Genomic DNA, 26,698 nt, shown 5'->3' with positions numbered 1-26,698 from the left:
AGCTTTACACTTTCCCTTCGAACGCGCGATTGACATATTTGCAGTCACAATAGGGGCATTCGACCCAGCCGGTGTCCGTCGGAATCTGCAGCCATACCCGAGGATGACCCAGCGCAGCTCCACCACCGTCGCAAGCCACGCGAAAGCTGTCCACGATCTTGGTTTCCGGCGCTTCGATACTCATGCTTGCAGGTCCTTCAGGTTGCTGTGCCTGGGGGTCTTGAAGTAGGGGCTTTATGAGCCAAGCAGAATAGAGGGGCAAGAGGCTGCGTGACACAGGATGCGATCTCCATAGAGGGTTTGGTCAAGACCTATCGCGGCTCCAAGGGAGAGCCCGAAAAGACAGCGCTCAAGGGCGTGGATCTGGCGATTCCGCGCGGGTCGGTTTTTGGATTGCTGGGTCCGAACGGGGCGGGCAAATCCACGCTGATCAATATTCTGGCAGGGCTGGTGAAAAAGACGGCTGGAAAGGTGCAGATCTGGGGCTTTGATCAGGACATCAATCCGCGCCAGTCGCGCGCGTCGATCGGTGTCATGCCGCAGGAGCTGAACCTTGATCCTTTCTTTTCGCCGCGTGGGGCTCTGGAGGTGCAGGCAGGGCTTTACGGCGTGCCCAAATCTCAACGCCACAGCGACGATATCCTGCGGCTGGTCGGGCTGGAGGACAAGGCCGATGCCTATGCCCGCACGCTTTCCGGGGGCATGCGCCGCAGGCTGCTTCTGGCCAAGGCATTGGTACATCGCCCACATGTCCTGGTGCTGGATGAACCCACGGCAGGCGTGGATATCGAATTGCGCCAGATGTTGTGGCAGAACATCCGTCAGCTCAATCGCGATGGGATGACAATCATTCTGACGACCCATTACCTTGAAGAGGCTGAGGAGATGTGTGACGAAATCGCCATCATCGACCATGGTGATCTTGTGGCGCGCGACAGCACTGCGAATCTGTTGGAGCGGCTGGATGCGAAAACCCTTGTGGTCCATCCCGAAACCCCGTTGATCGAGGCCCCCCGGACCAAGGGGATCGAAACCGAATTGCGGGTGGATGGCTCTTTGGCGCTGACCTATCGCCGTCAGGTGACGAGCGCGGAACAGGTGCTGGATTTCGTGCGCGCTTCGGGAATCTCGATCCGTGATCTGCGCAGTGAAGAGCCGCATCTGCAGGATGTCTTCCTCGCATTGACCGCGTCACGACAGGACTGAACCCCAGCCCGACACCGGAAAGATTTCGCGAAAAATGCGCTTCTGACTCGAAAAAGAACAAAACGTGAATATAATGGTGGTCTGCCATGTATTGCGAATTGTCCATCACCTCCAATTTCTCTTTTCTCACCGGGGCGTCCCACCCCGAGGAGTATATGGCGCGTGCCGTTGAGCTTGATCTCAGCGCCATTGCCATTGCGGATGAAAACAGCGTCGCAGGCATCGTTCGCGCTCATACCCAGGCGCGTGAGATTGCCCGTCTTGTGGATGAACGGCGCGACTGGGACCGCATGCATGGTCTTATTGGTCCGCCGCGCCCCGCGCATATCCCCGCCCCTCCAAGTTTTCCGATCTACGCCACACCCCGGTTGATCCCGGCCGCGCGGCTTACCTTTGCCGATGCGCCGCCTGTCACGGTTTTGCCGGAAACGCGTGCGGGTTGGGCCAGCCTTTGCCGAATCCTGACGCGCGGCAAGCTCAGGGCTGAAAAGGGCGGGTGCGACCTGACACTCAAGGATCTCTGCGAGTTTTGCGATGCAGTGCAGCTTATCCTGTGGCCCAGCGATCAGGGATGGTCACATGACTGCGGCGGCTGGGGCGCGCTTTTGTCCCGGCTTGCTCCCCATTTCGCGGGTCGTATGCATCTGGGGCTGGCCCCGATGTATGATAGCCGGGACGGGGTGCGCTTTGAGGAACTGACCCGACAGGCGGGAGAACTGGGTCTGCCCACGCTGGCCAGTGCGGCCCCCCGCATGCACCGCTCAAACCGCCGCCGTCTGGCCGATGTGCTCAGCGCGATCCGCCTGGGCTGCCGTGTTGACGATCTGGGGCGCGCGGCCCTTGCCAATGGCGAACAGCGCCTGCGATCCGAAGCCGAGATGCGTCACATCTTTGCGGGCCATGAAGATGCGGTCGCGCGCGCGCATGAGCTTGGTCAGCGCCTGAGCTTTTCCCTGGATGAGTTGCGCTATGAATATCCCCATGAGGTTGCCGAGGGTGAGACACCTGCCAAGCGCCTGCGCCGATTGGCCTATGAGGGGCTTGAATGGCGCTATCCGAACGGCGCAACGGACAAGGTCATCAAGCTGCTGGAGCATGAGTTGGCCCTGATCGGCAAGCTGGCCTATGAGCCATATTTCCTGACCGTGCGCGATGTGGTGACCTTTGCGCGGTCCCGTAACATCCTGTGTCAGGGCCGTGGATCGGCGGCCAATTCAGTGGTCTGTTATTGTCTTGGCGTCACCTCTGTCAGCCCCGAGATCGGCACGATGGTCTTTGAGCGGTTCGTCAGCGAGGCGCGCGATGAACCGCCTGATATCGACGTGGATTTCGAACACGAGCGGCGCGAAGAGGTGATCCAGTGGATCTATGAGCGCTATGGCCGTCATCGTGCAGGCCTGTGCGCGACGGTGGTGCATTACCGCGGCAAACGCGCGATCCGCGAAGTGGGGCGCGCCATGGGCCTGACCGAAGATACGATCAGCGGCCTGTCCTCTCAGCTTTGGGGGTTCTTCTCGACCAAGGGGATCGAAGCCGAACGTATGGCCGAGATCGGTCTTGATCCAACCGACCCGCGCCTGATCCAGACCTTGGCTTTGGTGCATGACATAAACGGATTCCCCCGCCACCTGTCCCAGCATGTGGGCGGGTTCGTGATAACGGAAGGCCGCCTGGACGAACTTGTCCCGATTGAGAACGCCACGATGGAAAACCGCACCGTCATCTGCTGGGACAAGGACGATATCGATACGCTGGGTATCCTCAAGGTCGATGTGCTGAGCCTTGGAATGCTGTCGTGTATTCGCAAAAGCTTTGATCTGCTCAAGAAACATCACCAGTTGCAGTATTCGCTGGCCACGCTGCCGCCCGAAGACCCGGTGGTCTATGATATGCTTTGCGAAGCTGACAGCATTGGCGTTTTTCAGGTGGAAAGCCGCGCGCAGATGAACTTTCTGCCGCGCATGCGCCCGCGCAATTTCTATGATCTTGTGATCGAGGTCGCGATCATCCGGCCGGGGCCCATTCAGGGCGATATGGTGCATCCCTATATTCGGCGCCGCAACGGAGAAGAGCAGGTCAGCTTTCCCTCGGATGAACTGGGCGAGGTATTGGGCAAGACACTGGGTGTGCCGCTTTTTCAGGAACAGGCGATGCAGATCGCCATCGTCGGCGCAGGCTTTACCCCGGACCAGGCGGATCGGCTGCGCCGATCACTGGCGACGTTCAAGAAACATGGCAGTGTCAGCGAATTTCGCGCGCTTTTCCTGAAGGGCATGAAGAAAAACGGCTATGATGATGATTTTGCCGAGCGTTGTTTTTCCCAGATCGAAGGCTTTGGTTCTTACGGGTTTCCCGAAAGCCACGCGGCCTCTTTTGCGCTTCTGGTCTATGCGAGCGCCTGGATCAAATGCCACCATCCTGGCATCTTTGCCTGCGCGTTGCTGAATTCTCAGCCCATGGGGTTTTATGCCCCTGCGCAGATCGTGCGGGACGCGCGCGAACATGGGGTCAAGGTGCTTGCGATCTGCATCAATGCCAGCTTTTGGGATAATGTGATGGAGCCGGACGGGCAGGGAGGGCTGGCGTTGCGCCTGGGGCTGCGTCAGATCAAGGGGCTGTCCGAAGAGGAGGCCACCTGGCTCACCGGAGCGCGTGGCAATGGCTATCGGACGGTGCAGGATGTGTGGCGGCGTGCGGGTCTGGGCGCGAAAGTGCTGGAGCGTCTGGCCGAGGCGGATGTGTTTGCCGCACTTGATCTGTCGCGACGTGAGGCCTTGTGGGAGGCCAAGGCGATTGCATCGGCAAAACCTCTGCCCTTGTTTGCAGGGGATATGGATGGCGAAGGGATTGATGAGCCTGCGGCCTGCCTGCCCCGGATGTGGCTTGGCGAAGAGGTGGTGGAGGATTATGTCTCAACCCGCCTGTCGCTCAGATCGCACCCGGTTGCCTTGCTGCGACATGTCCTGACACCTCAGGGTGCGCGCCTGCCTGTGATGACCGGAGGGCGACCTGCTCCTGATCTCTCGAAAATCAGCTATACGCGCGGTAATCCCGACTGATCGACTTTGTCGCCTGTGCGCCTGTTCTGCAGCCTATGGCCTCAGGTCATCGTTCCGGTTTCCGTATTTGCAGCAAGAAGAAGCAATGGAGTGTGATCAGACGGATCGTCACGCGGGGTTCACCCCGGCGCATACGCAGGGTAGAAGGCATCAAACCTGAGCGGAGCCACCTCATGCATATCCCGAAACCTGTTGTCCTTTGTATTCTGGATGGCTGGGGTCTGTCTGACAGCACAATGGCAAACGCGCCCTTGCTGGCGAAAACGCCGAACTTTGACCTGATCATGTCCAAAGGGCCCCATGCGCGCCTGATCACTCACGGACCGGATGTCGGTTTGCCGCGCGGACAGATGGGCAATTCAGAGGTCGGGCATACCAATATCGGGGCCGGGCGAGTGGTCGCCATGGATCTTGGCCAGATTGATCTGGCGATCGAGGACGGCAGCTTTTTCGAAAGCCGGGCTCTTGAGGAGTTTATCGACGGGCTGAAAGCCAGTGGTGGCACGGCGCATCTGATTGGCCTGTGCTCGGATGGGGGGGTGCATGGGCATCTCGATCACATCATCGCAGCAGCACAGGCCATAACCCGCGCGGGTGTTCCCGTTGCATTGCATGCGATCACGGATGGGCGCGATGTTGCGCCCAAATCCGCCTATGGCTATCTGGGCGAACTGACCGACAGGCTGCCGGATGGCGCGCGTATCGTGACCGTGATCGGGCGATACTTTGCACTGGATCGTGACAATCGCTGGAGTCGCGTGCGCGAAGCCTACGACGCCATGGTCAAGGCCGAGGGACGCCGCGCGACAGACGCCCACGCCGCGGTCACAGCCGCTTACAATCATAGCGAAACGGACGAGTTCATAAGTGCCACCGTCCTGCAGGGCTATGAGGGCATGCGGGATGGCGATGGGGTCTTTTGCCTGAACTTCCGCGCCGATCGCGCCCGTGAAATCCTGGCCGCCCTTGGCCAGCCGGGCTTTGATGGCTTTGACACCGGCCCGCGGCCTGATTTGGCGGGGTTTCTGGGCATGGTCGAGTATTCCGACGTGCATAACACTTACATGACCACTGTGTTCCCGTCCCGTGAGATCGTGAACACGCTTGGCTCCTGGGTCGCGCAGCACGGACGGTGCCAGTTCCGGCTGGCCGAGACCGAGAAATATCCCCATGTGACCTTTTTTCTCAACGGCGGTCAGGAAGAGCCCGAACCCGGGGAAGACCGCGTCATGCCGAAATCGCCTGATGTTGCCACCTATGATCTGCAACCCGAGATGTCCGCCGCTCAGGTGACTGACGAATTGGTCGCGGCAATCCATAAGCGCTATGATATGATTGTCGTGAATTTTGCCAATCCGGATATGGTCGGACATACCGGCAACCTTGCGGCGGCCATCAAGGCCTGTGAGGCTGTTGATGAAGGTCTTGGCCGCGCAATCGCGGCGCTTGAAGAGGTGGGTGGTGCGATGATTGTGACCGCAGACCATGGCAATTGCGAGATGATGATCGATCCCGAAACCGGTGGTCTGCATACGGCGCATACTCTCAATCCGGTTCCGGTGGCCCTTGTCGGCGGACCCGAGGGTGCCCGCCTGCGTGACGGCCGTCTTTCAGACCTTGCGCCAACGGTTCTTGCGCTCATGGGGCTGGAAAAGCCCGCCGAGATGACGGGAGAAAACCTTTTGGCATGAGGGTTCTTGCAGCCATCTGTTGTCTTGTCTGTGCCGTGCCAGCCTTTGCCCTGGATGATCCGGCGCAAGCTGCGCGTTCGGCCGCCACGCAGCTTGAAGAGGCCGCGATTGCCCTGCATGAGGCATCGAGTGCCCGGGATCGCGTTCGGGCCCTGACCCTCACGGTGCAAGCCTATGAATCCGGATTGACCGCGATGCGCGACGGACTGCGGCAGGCGACGCTGCGCGAAAGTCAGTTGCAGCGCCAGTTGGAGGCGCGCGAAGCGGAAATCGCCGAGCTGCTGGGGATATTGCAAATCATCGGCGGGGCTCCTGCGCCTGTGCTCATGGTGCATCCCAACGGGCCGCAGGGTAGCGCGCGCGCAGGCATGATGCTGGCTGATGTTGCTCCGGCGCTGAATGCGCGCGCCGCCCAACTGCGCCGCGATCTCGAAGAGGTTCAGACCCTGCGCCTGCTTCAGCAATCGGCTGCCCGTACACTTGAGCAAGGTCTCAAGGGTGTTCAGGGAGCCCGGGCCGAGCTCAGCCAGGCCGTGGCCGACCGCACAGACCTGCCGCGCCGCTTTACCGAAGATCCGGTGCGCACGGCCATTCTGATTTCCTCGACCGAGACATTGGAAGGCTTTGCCAGCGGGTTGGGGAATATGGCCGGAGATGAGATCGCGCCGATCTCGTCAGATATCAACGCGCGCAAAGGCCAGATTCCGCTTCCGGTGCAAGGGGTGTTGCTGCGTCGCGCAGGCCAAGCGGATGCTGCGGGTATCACGCGGCCGGGTATTTTGCTGGCCACGCGCCCGCGTGCATTGGTTACCAGCCCGACACCTGCAACGATTCGTTATCTCGGGCCGCTTCTGGATCTGGGAAATGTGGTGATACTTGAACCTCAGGCAGATACGCTATTTGTGCTTTCAGGCCTCTCTGAGGTCTATGGAGAAGCGGGTTTGGTCATCCCGGAGGGGGCACCTGTCGGTCTGATGGGCGGAGAAGACCCGGAAATTGGCACAATTCTGTCAACAAGCGGTGAGGGCACTGGAACAGACCGGCCAGAAACGCTCTATATAGAAGTGAGAGAGGGCTCTGCCCCCGTGGATCCTGAAATATGGTTCCGAACCGACAAGGATGGATAAACCACACATGAAAAACGCTATCATAGTTGCATTTGCCGGAATCGTTGCCGGGGCCCTTGCCACGACTCAGGTTGCAGGCCCGCTGCTGGCGCAGGAAAACGCGCGCAACAGCTCGGTTTACGAACAGCTGGATCTTTTCGGTGACATCTTCGAGCGCATTCGCGCCCAATATGTCGAAGAGGTCGATGCGGCGGATCTGATCGAAGCCGCGATTGACGGCATGCTCACATCGCTTGATCCTCACTCCAGCTATCTGTCCCCGGACGATGCGGCTCAGATGCGGGTGCAGACGCGCGGAGAGTTTGGCGGCCTCGGCATCGAAGTCACTCAGGAAGAAGGCTTTGTGAAGGTCGTCTCTCCCATCGACGGGACACCTGCCGATGAGGCGGGCATGGAAGCCGGTGACTTCATCACCCATGTCGATGGAGACAGCGTGCTGGGGCTGACGCTGGATGAGGCGGTCGATCTGATGCGCGGCCCGGTTGGGTCCGAGATCATCATTACCGTTGTGCGCGAGGGCGAACCCGAGCCATTCGACGTTTCCATCATCCGAGACACGATCAAGCTGACTGCCGTGCGCACGCGCCTTCAAGGGGATACGGTCGTGCTGCGTGTGACCACGTTCAATGACCAGACCATGCCCAATCTCGAAGCCGGTCTGAAGGAACAGATCGAAGCTGCGGGCGGCATGGACGCGATCAACGGCATCGTTCTGGATCTGCGCAACAACCCCGGCGGGTTGCTGACGCAGGCGATCAAGGTCTCGGATGCATTCCTTGAAAAGGGCGAGATCGTCTCGACACGCGGTCGGGCCCCCGAAGATGGCGAGCGCTTCAACGCGACGCCCGGAGATCTGGCGGAAGGCAAACCTATCGTGGTGCTGATCAATGGTGGCTCGGCCTCGGCCTCCGAGATCGTGGCAGGTGCCTTGCAGGATCATCAACGTGCGATTGTTGTCGGCACCAAAAGCTTTGGCAAAGGGTCGGTCCAGACGGTCATGCCTTTGCGCGGTGATGGCGCGATGCGTCTGACGACAGCGCGCTATTACACGCCCTCTGGTCGGTCCATTCAGGCGTTGGGCGTGTCTCCCAACATCGTGGTCGAACAGCCGCGCCGTGCCGTCAACGCCGAGGAAGAAGACGAGGGCAGCGCCGCAAACCGCAGCCGATCCGAGGCCGATCTGCGGGGTCGTCTGAACAATGACAGCCTGAGCGAAGATGAGATCCGCCAGATCGAGGCGGATCGCGAAAAGGCTGACGCAGCGGCCGCCCTGCGCGAAGAGGATTACCAACTGGCCTATGCCATTGATATTCTGACCGGGCTTTCCGCGATCAATCGCGCCGATTGATCTAAGCAGATCTGACACCCCAAGCGCGCGGTTCGTGAATGAGCCGCGCGTTTTGCGTTTGCCGGTCATCTGCATCATTCTGGCACCAGCCAACCGACCGCGTCGCACCTCCAAACCGTTGTAAGCCGTCAGGCCGCTGTCAAGATCTGCAAGGGCTTTTCAACTGCTTGTTTCGCCTGCATAGTCTTGCGCGACTGGACGCGAACATCCGTCATCAACGGGAGGAAACACTATGAAATTTTTTGCGCGCGCGGCGCTTGCTGCTGCGATCATCGGGCTTGCGGGAACATCTGCGATTGCGGAAACCCGCGTCACTTACAAATCGGCCAAAACCGGCTCGTCCTATTACCAGATGGCTGTGCAGATCGCCGAAGCCATGAAGGCCGGTTCAGACGGTTCGATCATCGTTACCGTCGAAGAAAGCCAAGGATCGGTCCAGAACGTGATGGAAGTCAAAGCACGTGGCGGCGATTACGTCTTTACCACACCTCCTGCACTGGTCGGGCTGGCTCAGGGCGGCAAGGCGATGTTCGAAGGCAAGGGGGATCCGGCATTTGACGAGATCCGCGCCCTGTTCCCGATTCCATCGCTGACCATGCACTTCGTGACCCGCGCGGATGCGGGCATCGAGAGTTTCGCGGATCTTGAAGGCAAAACCGTGCTGCTGGGCAAAGGATCATTCGGAGCAACCGAAGGCGAGAAATATCTTGGCCTCTTTGGTCTGGAAGGCAAAGTCACCCTTGCCGAAGTCGAACTGTCCAACGCGGTTCCAGCGCTCAAGAACGGCCAGATCGACGCCTTTGTCACGGCGGGTTCCTTCCCGGCCCCGAACGTGATCGAAGCTGCCGCTTCAATGGATGTAAATGTTCTGTCGCTGAACGACGAGCAGATCGCCCAGACCAAGCGCGCGCGTCTGATTATTCCCGCAGGGACTTATGCCGGGCAGGATGAAGACATCGTGACGACTTCGCTTCCGGTTGTTGCCTACACCACCACCAAAATGGATGAGGAAACGGCCTATCAGCTGACCAAGACCTTCTGGGAGGGCAAAGGATCAATGGCCGAGGCCGCCCCTTGGTGGAACGGCGTGGATGAGAGCCTGATGTCAAACATCCAAGGCAAGCTCCATCCCGGCGCTATCCGCTTTTACAAAGAAGCGGGTATGTCCCTGACCGATTCTCAGATGTAAAACACCGAACTCTTCGGGCAAGGCCGGGCTGTTCTGCCCGGCCTTTTCCATGTCACCGGGGCAGAGAGCCATGTTGCAAGACGATCTTCCGATCCGCTGGAAACCGCTCTGGCTTGTTCTGGCCATTGTTCTGGTCGCGTATCACATCGGCCTGATCTTCTGGGGGCTGGTGCCCAATCTTGTCGCGCGGCCGCTGCATATGGCGCTGGTACTTCCGTGGATTTTCATCTTTGCGGCAGCAAACCGGGCGCAATTGATCTCGGGAACGGTGTTTGCTGCCTTTGGTATTTCCGCCGCCGTCTGGATTGCATGGAACCACGACGCGCTGAGTGATCAATACGGATTCATCGAAGACAATTTCCAGATGGCCGTGGCCGTTGTGCTTTTGGTCTGCGTGATCGAAGCCGCACGCCGTGCCATTGGCTGGCCATTGCCCATCGTGTCGGCTCTGGCGCTGGCCTATGCGCTTCTGGGTCAGCATATTCCCGGCGAATTCGGGCATTCCGGCACACCGCTCGAAAGCTTCCTTGGAACCATGACAATCGCGGAAGGCGGTATATGGGGCAGCCTGACAGCCGTCTCGGTCGGCGTTGTTGCCGTATTCGTCATCTTCGGCGCGGTCTTGAACGCAGGCGAAGCCGGGCAGGGTTTCATGAATGTCGCCGCTGCCGCAGCCGGGCGGCTGACGGGTGGTGCGGCCAAGGTCTCGGTCATCTCCTCGGCGCTGTTCGGTTCCATCTCCGGCTCTGCCTCGGCCAATGTGGCCTCGACAGGTGCCATCACGTTGCCGGCCATGATGAAACTCGGCTATCCCAAGCGCCTTGCTGGCGCGGTCGAGGCCGTGGCCTCGTCCGGCGGGCAGATCATGCCGCCGCTGATGGGGGCTGGGGCCTTCGTCATGGTTGAACTGACGGGCGTTCCCTATACCGGCATCATGGCAGCCGCGATCCTGCCCGCGATCCTGTATTTCCTTGCGGTCTGGGTTGGCATCAATGCCTATGCGCGCACCACCGATCTCAAGGGTATCGAGGCCAAGGATCAGCCCGGCCTCAAGGATGTGATCATCACATCGGCCTTTTTCCTCGTGCCGTTTGCGGTGCTGCTGTGGGGCATGTTCGGTCTGAAGGTCACGCCGCAATATGCGGCATGCCTGGCCATCCTCGCCGGCGCGGTTTTGCTGTTCCTTGATCGCACGCTCAAGGTTGATCTGCGCGCAACATGGGAGCGCTATGAGATGGCGTTGCTTACCGCGGCGCGTCAGGTCTCCCTGATCGCTTCGATCATTCTATGTGCATCCATCATCATTGGTGTCCTTTCGGTGACCGGGTTGGGCGTCAAGATCACCTCGCTGATCCTGTCCGGAGCAGGCGGTATGCTCTGGCCTGCATTGCTGCTCACCGCGCTGGCCTGTCTTGTGCTGGGCATGGAAGTGCCCACGACAGCGGCCTATGTGATCTGCGTGTCTGTCGCGGGTCCGGCGTTGATCCAGTTGGGCCTTGAACCCCTGCAGGCGCATCTTTTCGTCTTCTGGTATGCGTTGTTGTCGACGATCACCCCGCCGGTTTGTGGCGCTGTGTTCATTGCCTCGGGCATGGTGCGGGAAAACTGGTTGCGTGTTGCGGTGACGGCCATGGCGCTGGGCGTGGGGCTCTACGTCATCCCGATGGGGATGATCGCCAATCCGGACCTCATCCGCCTGATAGATGAACCCGTCGGTGCATTGATTGCATTCCTCAGGGTCGGTGTGGGTCTGGGGCTGATCTCATACGGACTGATTGCCATGCGCGCGCCGCTCTCGACGCTGGGCCTGTGTGCCGCGGGGTTCGCAGTGATCTTTGCGCCGGTCTAGGTCGTTTCCAGGCAATGCCTGCGAAAGGCACGCTTGAGCATATCCAGCTCAGCGCGCAGCAGTTCCATCTCACTGCGGATATCATCCGCAACAGCCTCACCGGCAAGCAGGGTGAAATGCCCCAGCTTGCTGTCATCCGACTTGTCGAAAATCGTGAAACTGTGCACGCCATCGGCAATCGCTTCCTGCGGGACAGGTATGCTCAGCACCCATGTCCCGGTATCCGCATATGGCGTCACCTTGACCCCGGCAACCGGCGTGTCCATGTGCAACAACCGCACATCCGGGTTGCCTGTCACGCCTTCGGCGCGTGTCAGGATATCTTCCCACACACCATTGGCCATTCGGATTTTGGTCAGTTCAAAATGGCTCATCTGCAGGGCCTCATATCGATGCGCGCAAGCGGCGCGAGAAGGTCAGATCACGCAGGATCACCTGGTTCATTTCCGGGCCCTCAAAGATCAGATCCAGCCAGGCGCGTTCGACACGCTTTTCATTCAGGTTCGAGTAGGCGAGATCGAACTCGACCATGACCTTCTCTTCATTCAGGGGGAGTTCGCGCACGAATTGTTCCGTGTTCGGCCCATGCTTGATGTTGAGCCTTGCAAAGATCTCGATCCCTTTCTCGACCTCGACAATGGTGTCGATGCGAATGACGTGATCTTTCCGGATGCCCGCGATCGAGGCTTTGGGTAAATCAACCACCAGCGACAGGAACGATCCGTCGAATTTGAACACGTCCATGCGCAACCCATAAGGGGCCAGATCGGCCTCTCGCAGATTGCGCAGCTGGCGTAGGGTCAGTTCCGAATGGGCGCAGTCATGAAACAGCGTCACCTTATCGCCCAGTTTTGATTTGGTCTGTACCGAAGAAATCCCCGGAATCGGCAACGGCCCCCGCCAAAGCTCAGGGCGCCAGGCCCAGTCGGTCCCGAAGGGTTTTGGGAAGGAATCCGACCCGACCATGGGCAGGGCAAGGCGTTCATCAGCTGAATGGATGACTTCGTTCAGCAGGGTGCGCAGCTGGCGTGCCCGCTGGCGGTATCGGCGCAAAGATACAAGATCCGCATCCCGTGCATGCCGGGCAGCGCGGCGCCACCACCGGAGTGCGCCGTTCTGGATGAACCGATCCATGACTGAGCCGAATTGAAATGCCATGTCGTTAGATACAATCGTTTCCGCTTTGGAGACAATCCATGACAAGAATTTCCCAAAAATAAACAGTCAAAAAGAATCACTCCGCGCTTTCCAGCCGCAGTCTAAATGCTGATGCCCTCTGTTGCCGTGCGCGTGGCATAGACGATGCCTTCCAGAATGCGCGCCCCTTCAGGGCCGACCGCCCCGCTCTCGCTGGGTGCATAAAGTGCGATGCTGACGAGTTGGCCGTTCAAAACAAAGGCTGTGCGCCAATACAGATCATTCACGCCCTCGACCTGTTCGCCGCCACCTTTGAGTTGAAAGAACTGCAACCCATCCTGGCTGACGGTTTTGACCACATTGCTCTGGCCCTTGGTCGCCGCCATTGCGGCTGCGCTTGGCGTTGCCGACTCGGGGGTGACGGGCACTGTCGAGACCGTGATGATCGCCAGTTCCACAGCCGCGAATGTTCCGATCACACCAAGTGTATCGCATCGCCCAAGCAGGGCAAACCTGTCGCGCAGGCTGCGCCGGTCAATGCAGTATCCGTTTGGGGCTGCCAAACGGATACTGTTCTCAGACAGGCTTGCCTGAGTCAGCGCCTTGGCCCCGCCGCCCCCGGTTGTCTGGGGGAGCTCGTCGCAGGCGGCAAGCACCAGAACGGCGGGCAGGGCAAGGATATGGGCCTTAAAGTTCCATATACTCATGCTTTTCGGCCTTGGCCCCGGGATGGGTGACAGCCCCCTTGTAGGTGTCACCGACCAGCTGCGCGTATTTCCAGATTGCGCCTGATGTATAGATCGACGTGCGCGGGCCCGGCCATGCGGCCCGGCGCTGCGCCAGTTCGTCGTCGCTCAGATCGACCGACAATTCACCCGTGACCGCGTTGATGGTGATCATGTCGCCATTCTTCAGCATCCCGATGGGCCCGCCCTTGGCGGCCTCGGGGCCCACATGGCCCACGCAAAACCCGCGCGTCGCGCCCGAGAACCGCCCGTCGGTGATCAGGGCAACCTTCTTGCCCATGCCCTGACCCGACAATGCCGCCGTGGTCGCCAGCATCTCGCGCATGCCCGGCCCGCCTGACGGGCCCTCGTTGCGGATCACGATCACGTCGCCTTCCTTGTAGGCGCGCTTCTGGACCGCCTCAAAGGCGTCCTGTTCGCATTCGAACACATTGGCCGGGCCGGTGAAGACCTGATCCTCGGCCGAGATACCGGCGACTTTCACGATCGCTCCCTCGGGGGCAAGATTGCCCTTCAGGCCCACGACACCGCCAGTCTTGGTGATCGGAGTCTCGATGGGATAGATCACCTTGCCGTCCGCGTCGCGGTCGATCAGGTCCAGTTCCTCGCCGATGGTCCTGCCGCTGGCTGTGATGCACTCCTCGTGGATCAGGCCCGCCTTGCGCAGTTCCCTCATCACCACGGGCACACCGCCGGCCTCGTAGAGATCCTTGGCCACATATTGCCCACCCGGTTTCAGGTCGACGAAATAGGGAGTGTCGCGGAAGATTTCGCAGACATCGTCCAGAAAGAAGTCGATCCCGGCCTCATGCGCGATGGCAGGCAGGTGCAGACCGGCATTGGTCGATCCGCCGGTGCAGGCCACGACGCGGGCGGCGTTCTGAAGCGCCTTCAGCGTCACGACATCGCGCGCGCGTATGTTCTTTTCGATCAGGTCCATCACCGCGCGGCCCGATGCCTCGCCATACTGGTCGCGGCTTTCATAAGGCGCGGGCATGCCCGACGAATTGAACAGCGCCAGCCCGATCGCTTCGGATACGCAGGCCATGGTGTTGGCGGTGAACTGACCGCCACAGGCACCCGCGCTGGGGCAGGCCACGCGTTCAAGCACGTCAAGGGCCGCATCGGACAGCATGTTGTTCTGGTGTTTGCCCACGGCCTCGAACATGTCCTGAACGGTGAGATCGCGGTCGAGATATTCTTCCGGCACATCCCCGACGCGCGGTGCGCGGCCCGGCAGGATCGACCCGCCATAGATGAAGACGGACGGCACGTTCAGCCGCACCATGGCCATCATCATGCCCGGCAGCGACTTGTCACATCCCGCCAGACCCACGATCGCGTCATAGCAATGCCCGCGCATCGTCAGTTCGACCGTATCCGCGATCGCCTCGCGTGAGGGCAGCGAGGACCGCATGCCCTCATGCCCCATAGCGATCCCGTCGGTCACGGTGATGGTGGTGAACTCGCGCGGGGTGCCCGCCGCTTCCGCTACGCCCTTCTTCACCGACTGCGCCTGACGGTTCAGCGCGATGTTGCAAGGCGCGGCTTCGTTCCAGCAGGTCGCCACACCAACAAGCGGTTGATGGATTTCCTCTTCGGTCATGCCCATCGCATAATAATACGACCGGTGCGGCGCGCGTTCCGGCCCTTCGGTCACATGTCGGCTGGGCAGTTTGGATTTGTCGAATTTGCGCTTGAGCATGGAAACCTCCCGAAAATCAGTCGTCTCCATGGCAATAGCGATGCCGAAATGCGCCCGCAAGAGCCAAGGAGTCCCGGCAGGGCCACGCAGACAGTCGTCCTGTCGCAAAGCGAACCGCCGCCCGAACCCGAACACAGGGCACCTGATGTGCAAAGAACCACGCTGCGCACCAGAACACAGGGCGGTGCCTTGCCCTGATCCGGCCCGGTTTGCTTCAGGCCGGGCTGATTTCTGTTCACAGGTCCAGACGTGGATGTGCTGTAGCGCGCCTTGCAATCGGCGGTTCAGGTGCCTTAGTTGATCCATCGCCGCTGCGCATAGCAGAGTAATCCCCGACAGCATGGCAGAAGGCCTCGAAGGGCAGGACATGGAACGCACCCTGTTTCAATTCATATGGAAGTATTCCAAGCGCCAGCAGCTTGTTCTGCTTCTGGTAACGGTTTTGTCGTTCCCGTTCCTCTATGCCTCGCTGGAATTGCCCAAGCGGATCATCAACGATGCCATCGGGTCCGAAACCAATATCATTTCGGTTTTCGGCTATGATCTGACCCAGGTCGAGTATCTGCTTTTGCTGTGCTTGGGCTTTCTGTCCGCTGTGCTGGCTGGTGGCCTGATGAAAATGCGCATCAACACGATGAAAGGCGTTTTGTCCGAACGCCTGCTACGCCGCTTCCGCTATCAGTTGCTCAGCCGCATGCTGCGGTTTCCCAAACCCTATTTCCGCTCGACCAGCCAGGGTGAACTGGTCTCGATGGTCACCTCCGAGGCCGAGCCGATGGGTGGGCTGATGGGAGACGCGGTTGCGCAGCCAGTGTTTCAGGCCGGGCAGATGCTGACGATCCTGACCTTCCTGTTTCTTCAAAGCGTCTGGTTTGGTCTTGCTGCAATCGCGCTGATCCCGCTTCAGGCCTGGTTGATCCCGATGCTGCAGCGCCAGATCAACCAGCTGAACAAGAAACGGATCGTTCAGGTCCGCCATCTGGCCTCGGAGATCGGCGAGACAGCGGCAGGCATCGGCGATCTGCGGGTGAACGGTGGTTGGCGATATCGTCAGGCCGAATACTCGGCGCGACTGGGAACATTGTTCGATATCCGGTTTCAGATCTACCAGAAGAAATTCTTCATGAAGTTCCTCAACAACTTCATCACCCAGCTTACTCCGTTCTTTTTCTATTCCATTGGGGGCTATCTGGCGATCAAGGGCGAAATCACGGTCGGTGCTCTGGTTGCAGCCCTGGCCGCCTACAAGGATATCGCCAGCCCCTGGAAAGACCTTCTGGGCTATTACAATCAGGTCCAGGACATGTCGTTGCGCTGGGAGATCGTCACGGAACGGTTCCAGCCGCGCGGCATGATCGACGAAGCGCTGATCGAAGGCGAACCAGCTGAAATACCGCATCTGCGCGGCGTGATCGCAATCAAGGACGTCACCATCCGAGATCAGGATGGCAACACGGTTCTGGAAGATCTGAACCTCGAGATCCCGGTCGGCGCGCGCGTGGCCATCCAAAGTACCAGCGCGATCGAGAGGGCGGCATTCGCCGATTTGCTGACCCGTGAAGTGCTGCCAGTTCGCGGCACGGTCACCGTCGCCGATTATCCGCTGAACAGCCTGCACCAGTCGGTGCTGTCGTCGCGCATCGGATATGCGCATTCCCGCCCCTATCTGTTTGATGGCACCCTTGGGGACAACCTGCTCATGCCGCTCAAGATGAAACCTAGAGTCGAGCCCGGGACTATGTCGCGAAACCGTACGGTGGTTGAGGCCCTGAAAACAGGCAACAGCGCCGACCAGCTTGCGGCCGACTGGGTTGATCCCGATCTGGCCGGGCTCAGCACGCCCGAGGATATCCGTGACTGGTGGTTTCAGCTTGTGCAGGCCATGGGCGTGGACGAAGCGATGATCGAGCGCTCGCTCGGGTCCCGCTTTGATCCGGACAAGCACCCGATTCTGGCGCGCAGATTGGTCGATCTGCGCCCGCTCGTGCATGAGCAGATGATCGCGCACGGCCTTGATCAAGTGATCAATCGGTTCGATCCCGAGACCTTCAACCCCTCGGTGCCTCTGGGCGGCAACCTGCTCTATGCCAGCCCGCGGGTTGATATCTCGCAAGAGACGCTGGCCTCCCAGCAACAGTTCATCAACATGATCCATGAGATCGGTCTGGCCAAAGAAGCCTTGGATATCTCGGCGGGCATCATGCAAACCCTGCGCCAGACTTTTGGCCGAGACGGCACCGACCACCCGTTGTTCCAGCGGTTGGGAATCGAAGAGGATGTCTACATCCGGCTCTCGCGCATCGCCCAGAAAGAAGAAAAGGAGGGCCATGCGGCCCTGAGTGCAGAGGAAGAAGCGCTGCTGATGACGGTGCCCTTCCTGCTGACCGCCGAACAGATCGGACCCAGCTTTCCGTCAGAGTACAAAGAGAAGATCCTCGAGCTGCGAAAAACCAAATCTGCCATTCTGCGCGAAGCTGCCGACGAGATGTTCGTTCCGGTTGCAGAAGATGTGTATCTGCCCCGCCTGACCGCTCTGGAGAACCTGATTTTTGGCCGGGTATCCATGATGGCCGGCGCGCGCGTCGAAGAAATCCATCAGATCATCGCCCGCTTGCTGGACGAGAACGGTCTGCGCCGCGCCGTGGCCGAGATCATTTATGACATGCCCTCCGGCCTTGGCGGCGCGAAACTGCCAACCGTGATCCAGGAACGCGCAGCCTTCAGTCGGGCAGGGATCAAACGGCCGGACATCCTGATCCTCGACAAGGCACTGGCCAGCCACGACAGCAAAAGCCGCGCCAAAACGCGCGCGCGCCTGCGCGAATTGCTGCCACAGACAACAATCATCTTCATGGAAGACAGCTTTGCCAGCCCTGACAACTATGACCTTTTCGTCGAAATCAAGGATGGGCGCATCGACGGGATATCCATTGGACAAACCCAGGAACCCGACGGGCCGGGCGCTGCTGATTTGCGCCGCAAACAACGTTTGATCGCGGGGACCGAGTTGTTTGGCGATCTGGACACGCGCAACCAGCGTCTTCTGGCATTCTCGGCGCAATGGTTTGACGCCGAAAAAGGCCAAGTGATCTTCCGTGAGAATGACCGGGCGGATGCCATTTATCTGTGTCTGGAAGGTCATGCCGAAATGCACTGGCCGGAAAACGATCTTGGTGCGCGGCCGGTCGCGTCCATCGGGCCGGGACGGGTGATTGGCGATCTGTCGATCATTCTGGACGAGCCGCGCCAGCTGCGCCTGATTTCCGTGACGGATACGAAATGGCTTCGCATCGGGGCGGAAGAATTCCGCGCTGTCGTCGAAAGCGATCCGGCCGTGTCGCGCAGCCTGCTGCGAACCGTAGCCGGACACCTGACCGGCGCGGCCGAATTGTTGCGGCATGCCCGTCTGGACGCGCTGGCCAATCCCACCGTGCCGATCGAGCAAGCCATGTACGATCGGTCGGACACCTGACATGAGCTTGCGGCGCGCCTACGTCCCTCATGAGATTCTTGTCGGACCGGCCCGCGCCCGCCCCGAGCTTTGGCGTATCCTCGCAGGTACCGTGGTCATTCTGGCCACGGCCATCATGCTCAGTTCGGTGCTGAGCTTTGTGCTGTGGTTCATTGCGCAGCCGCAGACCGCCACCTTTGAGGATGCAGGCTCCGGACAATCGCCGCTGCCCCTGATCCTGCTGCTTGGCGGATTTGTCTTCCTGACCCTTGGGACGGCTGTGGCAGTGCGTCTGCTGCACAATCGTGGCCTGTCCAGCGTGTTGGGGCCCTCACGCGCAGTGATCCGTGATTTCATAGCCGTGTTTCGGGCATTGCTGGTGCTGGGCGTCGTGATCGCGGTCTTGCCGCCCTATGACATGGGCGCTCCGCTGACGCCCAATCTGTCGCCCGGTCTCTGGCTTCTGCTGCTGCCGGTCTCACTGCTTGTGCTTCTCATTCAGACCAGCGCCGAAGAGATCGTGTTTCGCGGATATCTCCAGCAGCAGCTTGCTGCGCGGTTCTCGTCACCGCTGATCTGGGTCGGTCTGCCTTCGGCGCTGTTTGCGCTGGGTCATCACGTGCCAGCCGAAGCCGGCAACAATGCGCTTTTCGTGGCCGCTTGGGCAGGTCTTTTTGGTGTGCTGATGGCTGACCTGACCGCGCGTGCGGGCAATCTGGGTCCGGCCATAGCAGTGCATTTCGCCAATAACGTCTCGTCCATTGTGCTGGTATCCCTGCCAGACACACTCAGCGGGCTTTCGCTTTACACCATCGACATCGACATTTCAGCGCCCGGCGCGCTGCAAACCTGGCTGCCGATTGATTTCGGCATGATGATCCTGATGTGGCTGACAGCCCGCTTGGCCATTCGCCGTTGATTGCAATTGCGCTGAAACCGGCTTATCTGGGCCTGAAGAAATTCCGCCAAAGGTGTGGGCCATGAACTGGATTACCAACTACGTCCGGCCACGGATCAACTCGATCTTCTCGCGTCGCGAAACGCCCGAGAACCTTTGGCAGAAATGCGATGCATGTGGCACCATGCTGTTTCATCGCGAACTTTCGGAAAATCTCAATGTCTGTACCAGTTGCGGACATCACATGGGCATCACCCCCCGCGAGCGCTTTTTTGCGCTGTTCGATGGCGGTATCTTCACCGAGGTGCGCGTCCCCGAACCAATAGCCGACCCGCTGGGGTTCCGCGATCAGAAGAAATACCCCGACCGCATGAAGGCTGCGCAAAAGCAGACGGGCGAGAAAGAAGCCATGCTTGTGGCCGTGGGCGAAATCGGCCGCACGCCAATCGTTGCGGCGGCGCAGGATTTCTCGTTCATGGCCGGTTCCATGGGCATGTATGTGGGCAATGCGATCATCGCCGCAGCCGAGGAAGCGGTAAAGCTCAAACGCCCGCTGGTTCTGTTTTCGGCAGCTGGTGGCGCGCGCATGCAGGAGGGGATCCTGTCCCTGATGCAGATGCCGCGCACGACGGTTGCGGTGCAAATGCTCAAGGAAGCGGGCTTGCCCTATGTCGTCGTTCTGACTCATCCCACCACAGGCGGTGTGACTGCCTCATACGCGATGCTGGGAGATGTGCAGATCGCCGAACCCGGTGCGCTGATCTGTTTTGCGGGCCCCCGCGTCATCGAACAGACAATCCGGGAAAAACTGCCCGAAGGGTTCCAGCGCGCCGAATATCTGCTGGATCACGGCATGCTGGATCTCGTCACGCCTCGCACCGAGATGCGCGAACAGTTGATCAAGGTCCTTCGCATGCTCTTGAGCCTGCCTCCGGCAGTGAAGGGCGATCTTCCCAAGCCCGACCCGCAGCCCGAGGGCACACCCGCTCCCGAGCTTGAAAAGGCGCAGCCGAGCGAATGACCACCTCTACATCGGATGTCATCCTTGCGCGGATGATGGCGCTCCACCCAAAGATCATCGATCTGACCCTTGACCGTGTCTGGCGTCTGCTGGACGCGCTGGGTAACCCGCAAGACAGCCTGCCCCCGGTGATCCATATTGCCGGCACCAATGGCAAAGGCTCGACCCTCGCCATGATCCGCGCGGGGCTCGAGGGGGCGGGCAAGACATGCCACGCCTATACCTCGCCTCATCTGGCGCGCTTTCACGAACGTATCCGCGTCGCGGGCGCGCTGATTTCGGAACCGGATCTGACGGCTGTTCTGGATGAGTGTTACGAGGCGAATGATGGTGAACCGATCACCTATTTCGAGATCACCACCGTGGCTGCCATCATCGCCTTTTCGCGCAGCTTTGCCGATTATACCCTGCTGGAAGTGGGGCTTGGCGGGCGGCTGGACGCAACCAATGTTGTCGCGACGCCCCGGCTTACGGTGATCACGCCGGTTTCGATGGATCACGAAGCCTTCCTTGGAGATACGCTGCCAAAGATCGCAGGCGAAAAAGCTGGGATCATCAAGCGCGCTGTGCCCTGCGTGGTCGGTCCACAGGCCGAGGAAGGTCTTGACGTGATCGAGGCCCGTGCGCAGGCTCTGGGTGCTCCGATCCTGGCATTTGGCCAGCACTGGCATGTCTGGGAAGAGCGCGGACGCCTGATCTATCAGGATGAAACCGGCCTGCTGGATCTGCCTTTGCCCAACCTGCTTGGGGCGCACCAGATCCAAAATGCTGGTGCCGCACTCAGCGCATTGCGTGCGCTTGGTGAAGGCGAGACCGCCTGCGAAGCGGCCGTGACCCGTGCCGAGTGGCCTGCCCGCATGCAACGCTTGAAACAAGGCCCCCTGATCGAGGCGGCCCCCGAAGCCGAGCTTTGGCTGGACGGCGGGCACAACCCGGCAGCGGGCCAGGCATTGGCAGGCGTACTGAAAGGCCTGCCGCGCAAACCCACCCATCTGATTGTCGGCATGCTGAACACCAAGGACATCCTTGGCTATCTTGGGCCGCTTGCCCAGATGGCAGACAGCCTGACAGGTGTTTCGATCCCCGGTGAAGCCAATACGATCCCCGGCGAAGACACCGCGCGGATCGCGGCGAATCTGGGTGTGACATCTCATGTTGCAAGCAGCGTGCGCGAGGCCGTCGAAGCGATTGCTGCGCACACCCCGCGCGCCCGGATTCTGATTTGCGGCTCGCTCTATCTTGCCGGATCCATCCTGCGCGAAAACGGCTGAGTCCGGCCCTCTGATTTGGGGGTGGAATCGGGTATTTGTAACCAGAAAGAAGCAGCGGTGCTTTACTGGCCCCAATCCTGGGCCTGCATTTCACGAAGGCGGCTTGCGGTGCGTTCGAATTCGAACGTGCCTTCGCCTTCGACATAGAGCATTTCGGGTACAGCGGCGGCCGAGCACACAAGTCGCACGCGCGCCTCGTAAAGCGCGTCGATCAGCGTCACGAAGCGTTTGGCTTCGTTGAAATTGGATCGTGACAGACGCGGTATGTCTTCGAGCACCAGGACTCTTACCGCTTTGGCGATTGCAAGATAATCGGCAGGACCAAGAGGTTTGCCGCACAGATCATAGAACGTGGCGCGTGCGACGCCGTTGCGAAACGCCGGCAGAACCACCGCGCGGCCCTGGACAGGCAGCACGAGTTCGGATGCTGGCCCGCCTGACAGATCCAGCCAGACCTGAGAGATCGCGGCGCGGGTCTCGGGGCCGATCGGAGTGAAATAGACCGGGCTGCCTTCCAGGCGGTTCTGACGGTAATCGGTCGGGCTTTTGAGTTCCCAGACGACCATCCTGTCCTTGATCATGTCGATGAAGGGCAGAAATATCTGACGATTGAGCCCGTGTTTGTAGAGATCATCCGGCACCCGGTTTGATGTCGTAACCACCGTGACACCGGCTGCGAACAAGGCTTCGAACAGGCGCCCGACGATCATCGCATCGGTGATGTCGCTGATCTGCATTTCGTCAAAGGCCAAAAGTCGAACTGATGCTGCAACCTGTGCGGCCACCGGAGCGATAGCATCATCAACGCCGTCTTTGCGCGCTTCGTGCATCGCTGCGTGGATCTCTTGCATGAAGGCATGGAAATGGACGCGCCGTGCGGGGATGTCGCCCAAGGCATCGACAAACAGATCCATCAGCATGGATTTTCCGCGCCCTACGCCGCCCCAGAGATAGAGCCCTTTGGGCGGTTCCGGTGCACGGCGAAAGAATCCCTTCCTCACCGGTGCGGCGAGGGCAGAGCGGAGTCGTTCGAACTCGGGCAGAACCGCGCTTTGTGCGGGATCTGCGCGTAATGTGCCGTCAGCCACTCGGGCGTTGTAAAGCTCTGAAACGGTAGACATGTCAAAGCCCTAGCCTTGCCGGGAGCAATTGAAAAGCGGCACGTGAGTTTTCGTGATGTCGTGGGCAAGACATGCTGGTTCACTTGGCCACGGGGGCCAGGAAATCCTTGATCCGGGCAAGGGTGTCTCTGGTATGGGTATAGGGCAGGCCGTGCCCTGAGCCCGCGATCACCTCTACACGGGCGCTGGGGTTCCAGTCGCTCAGCGGGGCGGCAACCGCGGGCGGAATCAGGGGATCCGTTTCGCCAAGAAGGCACAGCACGGGAAGGCCGGCTTGAGAAATCACCTCATGCTCGGCCCTGAGCGGGGCTGACAGGATGCCGCGCAAGCTTGCCAATACCGACGGCAGGTAACCGCGATACTCCAGCTCGACCAGTATCCTGTCGCAGATATCGGGCACCGAGCTTGGAAGATCGCGTTCTTCCTCGACCCCTTTGCGCTGTATCTTCGGGTAAAGCAGCAGCATCATCCAATCGCCCAGAAAGGGCCAATTCAGCAGGCGTCGTTGAAATGTCATGGCAGGCAAACGAATTCCCGCCGGGGCGATAAGAACAAGCTGGCGGATCCGGTCAGGATGGGCGGCACCAAAGGCCGTGGCAATGGCGCCGCCCATGGAATATCCCAGCACCGTCAGGCCAGTCTCGACCTTCTGAGACGCCAGAAGTTCGTTCAATTGGCGGATGAAGAAGGCGCTGTCCTGCAGTCCGGCGGGTCGATCCGAATAGCCCCGGCCAAAGAGGTCATAGATCAATATCCGATAGCCCAGTGCCGCCAGCCCCGAAGCCAGCCCTTTCCAGACGAACGAGGGCGTGGTCAGGCCGTGGATGCAGACCACCACCGGGCCATCCGGTGGTCCCAGCCATTCATAATGGGTGGTGCCATCCGACAGGTCGACAAACTGGCCCGGCGCGCCATCGCGCGCCGCACCCTCCATGACTTTGCGCTGGCGTTCCAGACGAAACGGCCAGACCGCTATGCCGATGAGGATGAAGGCAATGCCGATCCAGATCATTGCGCCGCGCGCCACCGATCCAGCACATATCGCGATGTCATCAGGTCCAGATGAGCACCGCCGCCGTTCTTGAACAGCGTGATCTCATCGGGGCCACCGCGTTTGAAGGCACCGATCGCGTAATAGTCGGCCAGAATGTCTTGTCGGCCGATGACCCCGGTTTGCAACGGGGTTTCGATTTCACCGATATGGCCGATGGTGGTTTCGAAGCTGTCCACATAAAGCTTGCTCCGCCGGATCGCCTCGTCATCGGCTTCGCGCATATCGTGTTTATATGCACCGATCATGTTGAGATGCTGACCGGGGCGCAGCCATGCGCCCTTGATGACGGGTTCTGACGACATTGTGGCGGTCAGGATGATGTCGGCCTCGGCCACGGCGGCCTCAAGGTCTGTTGCCACGGCTGTCCCGGGATATCGGGCGGCCAGAGTTTCGGCTGAGGCCTGCGTTCTGTTCCACACGGTGAATCCCGCGTCGGGAAACCCGGCTCCAAAGGCTTCGATCAGAGAGGCCCCGACGGTTCCGGCCCCCACGATCAGGATGCGCGACGCCCCTTCGGGTGCCAGCCGCAATGCGGCCAGCAGGCTGTCTCCTGCGGTCTTCCATTTCGTGATCAGATGGAAATCAACCAGCGCTTCCAGAGTGCCTTGCGTGTCCGAGTAAAGACACACGCCTCCATTCACCATCGGCAGGTTCTTCGCAGGGTTGCCCGGAAAGATCGTTGCTGTCTTGACCGCCATGCCCATCCCGTCGATCCATGCGGCACGCGACAGGACCGTGTCCGATCCCCGATACAGGAACGTGTCACCGACCTCGGCCTTGGGCAGGGCGTGACCGGCCACCATCGCCTCGGTCAGGCCGATCCAATCCATAAGCGCCTCGCCTTGTTGGAACGAGATTGACGGAATGCTCATGCGGCTTCCTCCTGTGTCAGAAGACCGGCAGAGACCAAACGCTCGGCCCAGCCCTGAGGTCCTTCAAAGAGATGTACCTGCCAGCCACGCGCCTGTGCCGCCGCAATGTTGTCGGGACGATCATCGGTAAAGAGCAGGTACGCGGGGGGGATACCGCAGGACTGCTCCAGCATCTCGAAGATGCGGGCATCGGGTTTGATCACCCCCATATGTCCCGAGATGTAATCGCGATCGAATGCGCGCAGGAACGGGTAATGCGTCGCCGCGAAATCATAGCTTTGAATGCCAAAGTTGGTCAGGCTGAAAACCGGCACGCCCTTGGTCTGCAACGCGGACATCAGTCTAACGGAATGGTCGATCACCGGCGAGGCCATCTCGATCCAGTGGTCATGCCACATACGGATCTCATCGCGCCACTCGGGGTAGTCTTCCGCCGTTCCATAGACCGTTTCGGTGAAGTGATGTCCGGTATCCACCTTGTCATTCATGCCGTGCAGATCGACGGCGGCAAACATCGCCTTGCGACGTTCCGAACCGATGACCGAGTCATAAAATCGTTCGGGTTGCCATTCGATCAGCACGTTTCCGATGTCAAAAACAACTGCCTGGGGTGTCATGTCTTGTCCTTTTGTGCCGCGCGGATCTCACGCTCAAGCGCCTCCAGAAAACGGGAGCGGTCCGCCTTTGTAAAGCCGCGCCCGCCACCGCCTGCGCCCAGGGGGTTGGCGGCGCGCAGATCTGCCATCAGGTCACGCATGGCAAGTTGCTGGCCGATATTGGCTGGTGTGAACGCCTCGCCGTTATGGCGCAGCACCCGCGCGCCAGTGGCCACGCATTTGGCCGCCAGAGGGATGTCGCCGGTCACGACAACATCACCTTTGCCACAACGATCCGCGATCCACATATCTGCCTCATCCGGGCCTTCGGCAACGATGACATGTTCGATGAAGGGATTTTGCGACGGGCGCAGGCCACCGTTCGAGACGATCTTCATCGCGAGGCGATGGCGGGTCGCCACGCGTTCTGCCTCGGCTTTGACCGGGCAGGCATCAGCATCAATGTAGATGACGGTCATGCATAAAGCGCGTCAGCATGGAACGCGATGTGATCTTCTATGAAGGTCGATACAAAGAAATAGCTGTGATCATATCTGGGCTGGAACCTGATCTGCGCCTGTTGTCCGCGCTTTGCCACCGCTTCGGCCAGCGCATGTGTCTGCAGCAGATCATAGAACTGATCAGCGGTTCCGGTATCGGTCAGTATCGGTCCGTCAAAGCCTGTCTCGCGCATCAAGAGCGTCGCATCATGGCGCGCCCATTTGCTTTCGTCCGGCCCGAGATACTCGGCCAGTTGCTTGCGGCCCCAGTCACTTGCCGTGGGATGACAAATCGGAGCGAACGCCGAAACGGATCGGAACCGCCCTGGCAGGTTCATCGCAAGCGTCAAGGCTCCGTGACCACCCATGGAATGACCGGTGATCGCCTGGCGCTCGGGGTCGATCGCGAAACTTCCAGCCAGCAGGGCCGGCAGTTCCTCGGCCACATAATCCCACATCTGGAAATGCGGAGCCCATGGCTTTTGCGTGGCGTTGACATAAAAGCCGGCACCCTGGCCCAGATCATAGGCATCATCATCCGCCACGTCGTCACCGCGCGGAGACGTGTCCGGAAAGACCAGGGCAATGCCATGCTCGGCCGCCCAGGATTGTGCTCCGGCTTTGACCATGGCGTTTTCATGGGTGCATGTCAGCCCCGAGAGGTACCACAGCACCGGAACGGGGCCGTCTTCGGCTTCTTCGGGCAGGAACAGGCCGAAGGTCATGTCACAGCCGCACGCGGTCGAGTCATGCGAATAGACGCCTTGCACGCCCCCGAAGGCCTTGTTCTGGGATACCGTTTTCATCGTGCTCTCCTGCATCTGTTCGGGCCAAGGAATACCAGTGCTGTGCGAATT

Annotated in this window: 22 protein-coding genes; 11 read left to right on the top strand and 11 right to left on the bottom strand. The window is 60.1% G+C overall.

Translation table 11 applies throughout. The features are described 5' to 3' along the window. Positions 1 to 4 precede the first annotated feature (4 nt). Positions 5 to 184, bottom strand: a complete 180-nt coding sequence (locus WAO69_RS03125; RefSeq protein WP_422176587.1) for a zinc-finger domain-containing protein — start codon at positions 182 to 184, stop codon at positions 5 to 7. 86 nt (positions 185 to 270) lie between these two features. Between WAO69_RS03125 and WAO69_RS03120 the strand changes: the two genes are divergently transcribed. The 7 genes from WAO69_RS03120 to WAO69_RS03090 all read left to right on the top strand — a co-directional run bounded on the left by WAO69_RS03120 (position 271) and on the right by WAO69_RS03090 (position 11,469). After that, a complete protein-coding gene (locus WAO69_RS03120; protein WP_422176586.1) occupies positions 271 to 1,206 on the top strand; it encodes an ABC transporter ATP-binding protein in 936 nt (311 codons plus the stop codon). An 86-nt stretch (positions 1,207 to 1,292) separates the two neighbouring features. Beyond that, entirely contained in the window at positions 1,293 to 4,265 is a 2,973-nt protein-coding gene (locus WAO69_RS03115) for an error-prone DNA polymerase (protein WP_422176585.1), read from the top strand. A gap of 173 nt (positions 4,266 to 4,438) precedes the next feature. Continuing rightward, entirely contained in the window at positions 4,439 to 5,956 is a 1,518-nt protein-coding gene (gpmI, locus tag WAO69_RS03110) for a 2,3-bisphosphoglycerate-independent phosphoglycerate mutase (protein WP_422176584.1), read from the top strand. Further along, complete coding sequence (locus WAO69_RS03105) at positions 5,953 to 7,083, top strand: murein hydrolase activator EnvC family protein (protein ID WP_422176583.1); 1,131 nt, start codon at positions 5,953 to 5,955, stop codon at positions 7,081 to 7,083. Before gpmI ends, WAO69_RS03105 begins: the two co-directional genes overlap by 4 nt. 7 nt (positions 7,084 to 7,090) lie before the next feature. Further along, complete coding sequence (locus tag WAO69_RS03100) at positions 7,091 to 8,431, top strand: S41 family peptidase (protein WP_422176582.1); 1,341 nt, start codon at positions 7,091 to 7,093, stop codon at positions 8,429 to 8,431. Between the two features lie 232 nt (positions 8,432 to 8,663). Further along, the gene (locus WAO69_RS03095) at positions 8,664 to 9,620 is read left to right on the top strand and encodes a TAXI family TRAP transporter solute-binding subunit (protein ID WP_422176581.1); all 957 of its coding nucleotides are present in this window, start codon (positions 8,664 to 8,666) and stop codon (positions 9,618 to 9,620) included. Positions 9,621 to 9,690: 70 nt separating this feature from the next. Then, on the top strand, positions 9,691 to 11,469 hold the full coding sequence (locus WAO69_RS03090) for a TRAP transporter permease (RefSeq protein WP_422176580.1): 1,779 nt from the start codon (positions 9,691 to 9,693) through the stop codon (positions 11,467 to 11,469). On the opposite strand, the gene WAO69_RS03085 is transcribed toward WAO69_RS03090, so the two are convergent. The 4 genes from WAO69_RS03085 to ilvD all read right to left on the bottom strand — a co-directional run bounded on the left by WAO69_RS03085 (position 11,466) and on the right by ilvD (position 15,057). Next, on the bottom strand, positions 11,466 to 11,843 hold the full coding sequence (locus WAO69_RS03085) for a hypothetical protein (protein WP_422176579.1): 378 nt from the start codon (positions 11,841 to 11,843) through the stop codon (positions 11,466 to 11,468). The genes WAO69_RS03090 and WAO69_RS03085 overlap by 4 nt on opposite strands. Before the next feature lie 10 nt (positions 11,844 to 11,853). After that, positions 11,854 to 12,627, bottom strand: a complete 774-nt coding sequence (locus tag WAO69_RS03080) for a DUF6478 family protein (protein WP_422176578.1) — start codon at positions 12,625 to 12,627, stop codon at positions 11,854 to 11,856. A gap of 101 nt (positions 12,628 to 12,728) precedes the next feature. Next, on the bottom strand, positions 12,729 to 13,313 hold the full coding sequence (locus WAO69_RS03075) for a hypothetical protein (RefSeq protein ID WP_422176577.1): 585 nt from the start codon (positions 13,311 to 13,313) through the stop codon (positions 12,729 to 12,731). Next, positions 13,294 to 15,057 (bottom strand): dihydroxy-acid dehydratase, encoded by a 1,764-nt coding sequence (gene ilvD / locus WAO69_RS03070; RefSeq protein WP_422176576.1) that lies wholly within the window; start codon positions 15,055 to 15,057, stop codon positions 13,294 to 13,296. Before ilvD ends, WAO69_RS03075 begins: the two co-directional genes overlap by 20 nt. A 367-nt stretch (positions 15,058 to 15,424) precedes the next feature. Between ilvD and WAO69_RS03065 the strand changes: the two genes are divergently transcribed. The 4 genes from WAO69_RS03065 (at position 15,425) to WAO69_RS03050 (ending at position 21,698) form a co-directional block, all read left to right on the top strand. After that, complete coding sequence (locus WAO69_RS03065; RefSeq protein ID WP_422176600.1) at positions 15,425 to 18,529, top strand: ABC transporter transmembrane domain-containing protein; 3,105 nt, start codon at positions 15,425 to 15,427, stop codon at positions 18,527 to 18,529. Between the two features lies 1 nt (position 18,530). Beyond that, the gene (locus WAO69_RS03060) at positions 18,531 to 19,427 is read left to right on the top strand and encodes a CPBP family intramembrane glutamic endopeptidase (protein ID WP_422176575.1); all 897 of its coding nucleotides are present in this window, start codon (positions 18,531 to 18,533) and stop codon (positions 19,425 to 19,427) included. 61 nt (positions 19,428 to 19,488) lie between these two features. Next, the gene (gene accD / locus WAO69_RS03055; RefSeq protein WP_422176574.1) at positions 19,489 to 20,427 is read left to right on the top strand and encodes an acetyl-CoA carboxylase, carboxyltransferase subunit beta; all 939 of its coding nucleotides are present in this window, start codon (positions 19,489 to 19,491) and stop codon (positions 20,425 to 20,427) included. Then, on the top strand, positions 20,424 to 21,698 hold the full coding sequence (locus tag WAO69_RS03050; protein WP_422176573.1) for a bifunctional folylpolyglutamate synthase/dihydrofolate synthase: 1,275 nt from the start codon (positions 20,424 to 20,426) through the stop codon (positions 21,696 to 21,698). The genes accD and WAO69_RS03050 overlap by 4 nt, the downstream gene beginning before the upstream one ends. Positions 21,699 to 21,760: 62 nt before the next feature. Here WAO69_RS03050 and zapE read toward each other — a convergent pair whose 3' ends face one another. The 6 genes from zapE to fghA form a co-directional block, all read right to left on the bottom strand. Next, entirely contained in the window at positions 21,761 to 22,819 is a 1,059-nt protein-coding gene (gene zapE, locus WAO69_RS03045) for a cell division protein ZapE (RefSeq protein WP_422176572.1), read from the bottom strand. A gap of 79 nt (positions 22,820 to 22,898) precedes the next feature. Then, positions 22,899 to 23,846, bottom strand: coding sequence for an alpha/beta fold hydrolase (locus WAO69_RS03040; RefSeq protein ID WP_422176571.1), 948 nt, complete (start codon positions 23,844 to 23,846; stop codon positions 22,899 to 22,901). After that, positions 23,828 to 24,745, bottom strand: coding sequence for an ornithine cyclodeaminase family protein (locus tag WAO69_RS03035; protein WP_422176570.1), 918 nt, complete (start codon positions 24,743 to 24,745; stop codon positions 23,828 to 23,830). Before WAO69_RS03035 ends, WAO69_RS03040 begins: the two co-directional genes overlap by 19 nt. After that, positions 24,742 to 25,362: an HAD family hydrolase gene (locus WAO69_RS03030; protein ID WP_422176569.1), complete on the bottom strand. Its 621-nt coding sequence runs from the start codon at positions 25,360 to 25,362 to the stop codon at positions 24,742 to 24,744. Before WAO69_RS03030 ends, WAO69_RS03035 begins: the two co-directional genes overlap by 4 nt. Then, entirely contained in the window at positions 25,359 to 25,820 is a 462-nt protein-coding gene (locus tag WAO69_RS03025; RefSeq protein ID WP_422176568.1) for a YaiI/YqxD family protein, read from the bottom strand. The genes WAO69_RS03030 and WAO69_RS03025 overlap by 4 nt, the downstream gene beginning before the upstream one ends. Then, positions 25,817 to 26,647: an S-formylglutathione hydrolase gene (fghA, locus tag WAO69_RS03020; RefSeq protein WP_422176567.1), complete on the bottom strand. Its 831-nt coding sequence runs from the start codon at positions 26,645 to 26,647 to the stop codon at positions 25,817 to 25,819. Before fghA ends, WAO69_RS03025 begins: the two co-directional genes overlap by 4 nt. Positions 26,648 to 26,698 lie beyond the last annotated feature (51 nt).

The sequence above is a fragment of the Aestuariivita sp. genome (assembly GCF_049276915.1).
Lineage (GTDB): Bacteria > Pseudomonadota > Alphaproteobacteria > Rhodobacterales > Rhodobacteraceae > Aestuariivita.
Note: the sequence above shows the minus strand (reverse complement) of the source record. Positions and strands in the feature narration are given on the sequence as shown.

Excerpts from the sequence above, each read along its gene's own strand:
- WAO69_RS03125 (WP_422176587.1), bottom strand. The coding sequence starts at position 184 with ATGAGTATCGAAGCGCCGGAAACCAAGATCGTGGACAGCTTTCGCGTG.
- gpmI (WP_422176584.1), top strand. The coding sequence starts at position 4,439 with ATGCATATCCCGAAACCTGTTGTCCTTTGTATTCTGGATGGCTGGGGT.
- WAO69_RS03085 (WP_422176579.1), bottom strand. The coding sequence starts at position 11,843 with ATGAGCCATTTTGAACTGACCAAAATCCGAATGGCCAATGGTGTGTGG.
- WAO69_RS03035 (WP_422176570.1), bottom strand. The coding sequence starts at position 24,745 with ATGAGCATTCCGTCAATCTCGTTCCAACAAGGCGAGGCGCTTATGGAT.
- WAO69_RS03065 (WP_422176600.1), top strand. The coding sequence starts at position 15,425 with ATGGAACGCACCCTGTTTCAATTCATATGGAAGTATTCCAAGCGCCAG.
- WAO69_RS03115 (WP_422176585.1), top strand. The coding sequence starts at position 1,293 with ATGTATTGCGAATTGTCCATCACCTCCAATTTCTCTTTTCTCACCGGG.
- WAO69_RS03080 (WP_422176578.1), bottom strand. The coding sequence starts at position 12,627 with ATGGCATTTCAATTCGGCTCAGTCATGGATCGGTTCATCCAGAACGGC.
- WAO69_RS03100 (WP_422176582.1), top strand. The coding sequence starts at position 7,091 with ATGAAAAACGCTATCATAGTTGCATTTGCCGGAATCGTTGCCGGGGCC.
- accD (WP_422176574.1), top strand. The coding sequence starts at position 19,489 with ATGAACTGGATTACCAACTACGTCCGGCCACGGATCAACTCGATCTTC.
- WAO69_RS03095 (WP_422176581.1), top strand. The coding sequence starts at position 8,664 with ATGAAATTTTTTGCGCGCGCGGCGCTTGCTGCTGCGATCATCGGGCTT.
- ilvD (WP_422176576.1), bottom strand. The coding sequence starts at position 15,057 with ATGCTCAAGCGCAAATTCGACAAATCCAAACTGCCCAGCCGACATGTG.
- fghA (WP_422176567.1), bottom strand. The coding sequence starts at position 26,647 with ATGAAAACGGTATCCCAGAACAAGGCCTTCGGGGGCGTGCAAGGCGTC.
- zapE (WP_422176572.1), bottom strand. The coding sequence starts at position 22,819 with ATGTCTACCGTTTCAGAGCTTTACAACGCCCGAGTGGCTGACGGCACA.
- WAO69_RS03060 (WP_422176575.1), top strand. The coding sequence starts at position 18,531 with ATGAGCTTGCGGCGCGCCTACGTCCCTCATGAGATTCTTGTCGGACCG.
- WAO69_RS03075 (WP_422176577.1), bottom strand. The coding sequence starts at position 13,313 with ATGAGTATATGGAACTTTAAGGCCCATATCCTTGCCCTGCCCGCCGTT.
- WAO69_RS03090 (WP_422176580.1), top strand. The coding sequence starts at position 9,691 with ATGTTGCAAGACGATCTTCCGATCCGCTGGAAACCGCTCTGGCTTGTT.
- WAO69_RS03030 (WP_422176569.1), bottom strand. The coding sequence starts at position 25,362 with ATGACACCCCAGGCAGTTGTTTTTGACATCGGAAACGTGCTGATCGAA.
- WAO69_RS03050 (WP_422176573.1), top strand. The coding sequence starts at position 20,424 with ATGACCACCTCTACATCGGATGTCATCCTTGCGCGGATGATGGCGCTC.
- WAO69_RS03025 (WP_422176568.1), bottom strand. The coding sequence starts at position 25,820 with ATGACCGTCATCTACATTGATGCTGATGCCTGCCCGGTCAAAGCCGAG.
- WAO69_RS03105 (WP_422176583.1), top strand. The coding sequence starts at position 5,953 with ATGAGGGTTCTTGCAGCCATCTGTTGTCTTGTCTGTGCCGTGCCAGCC.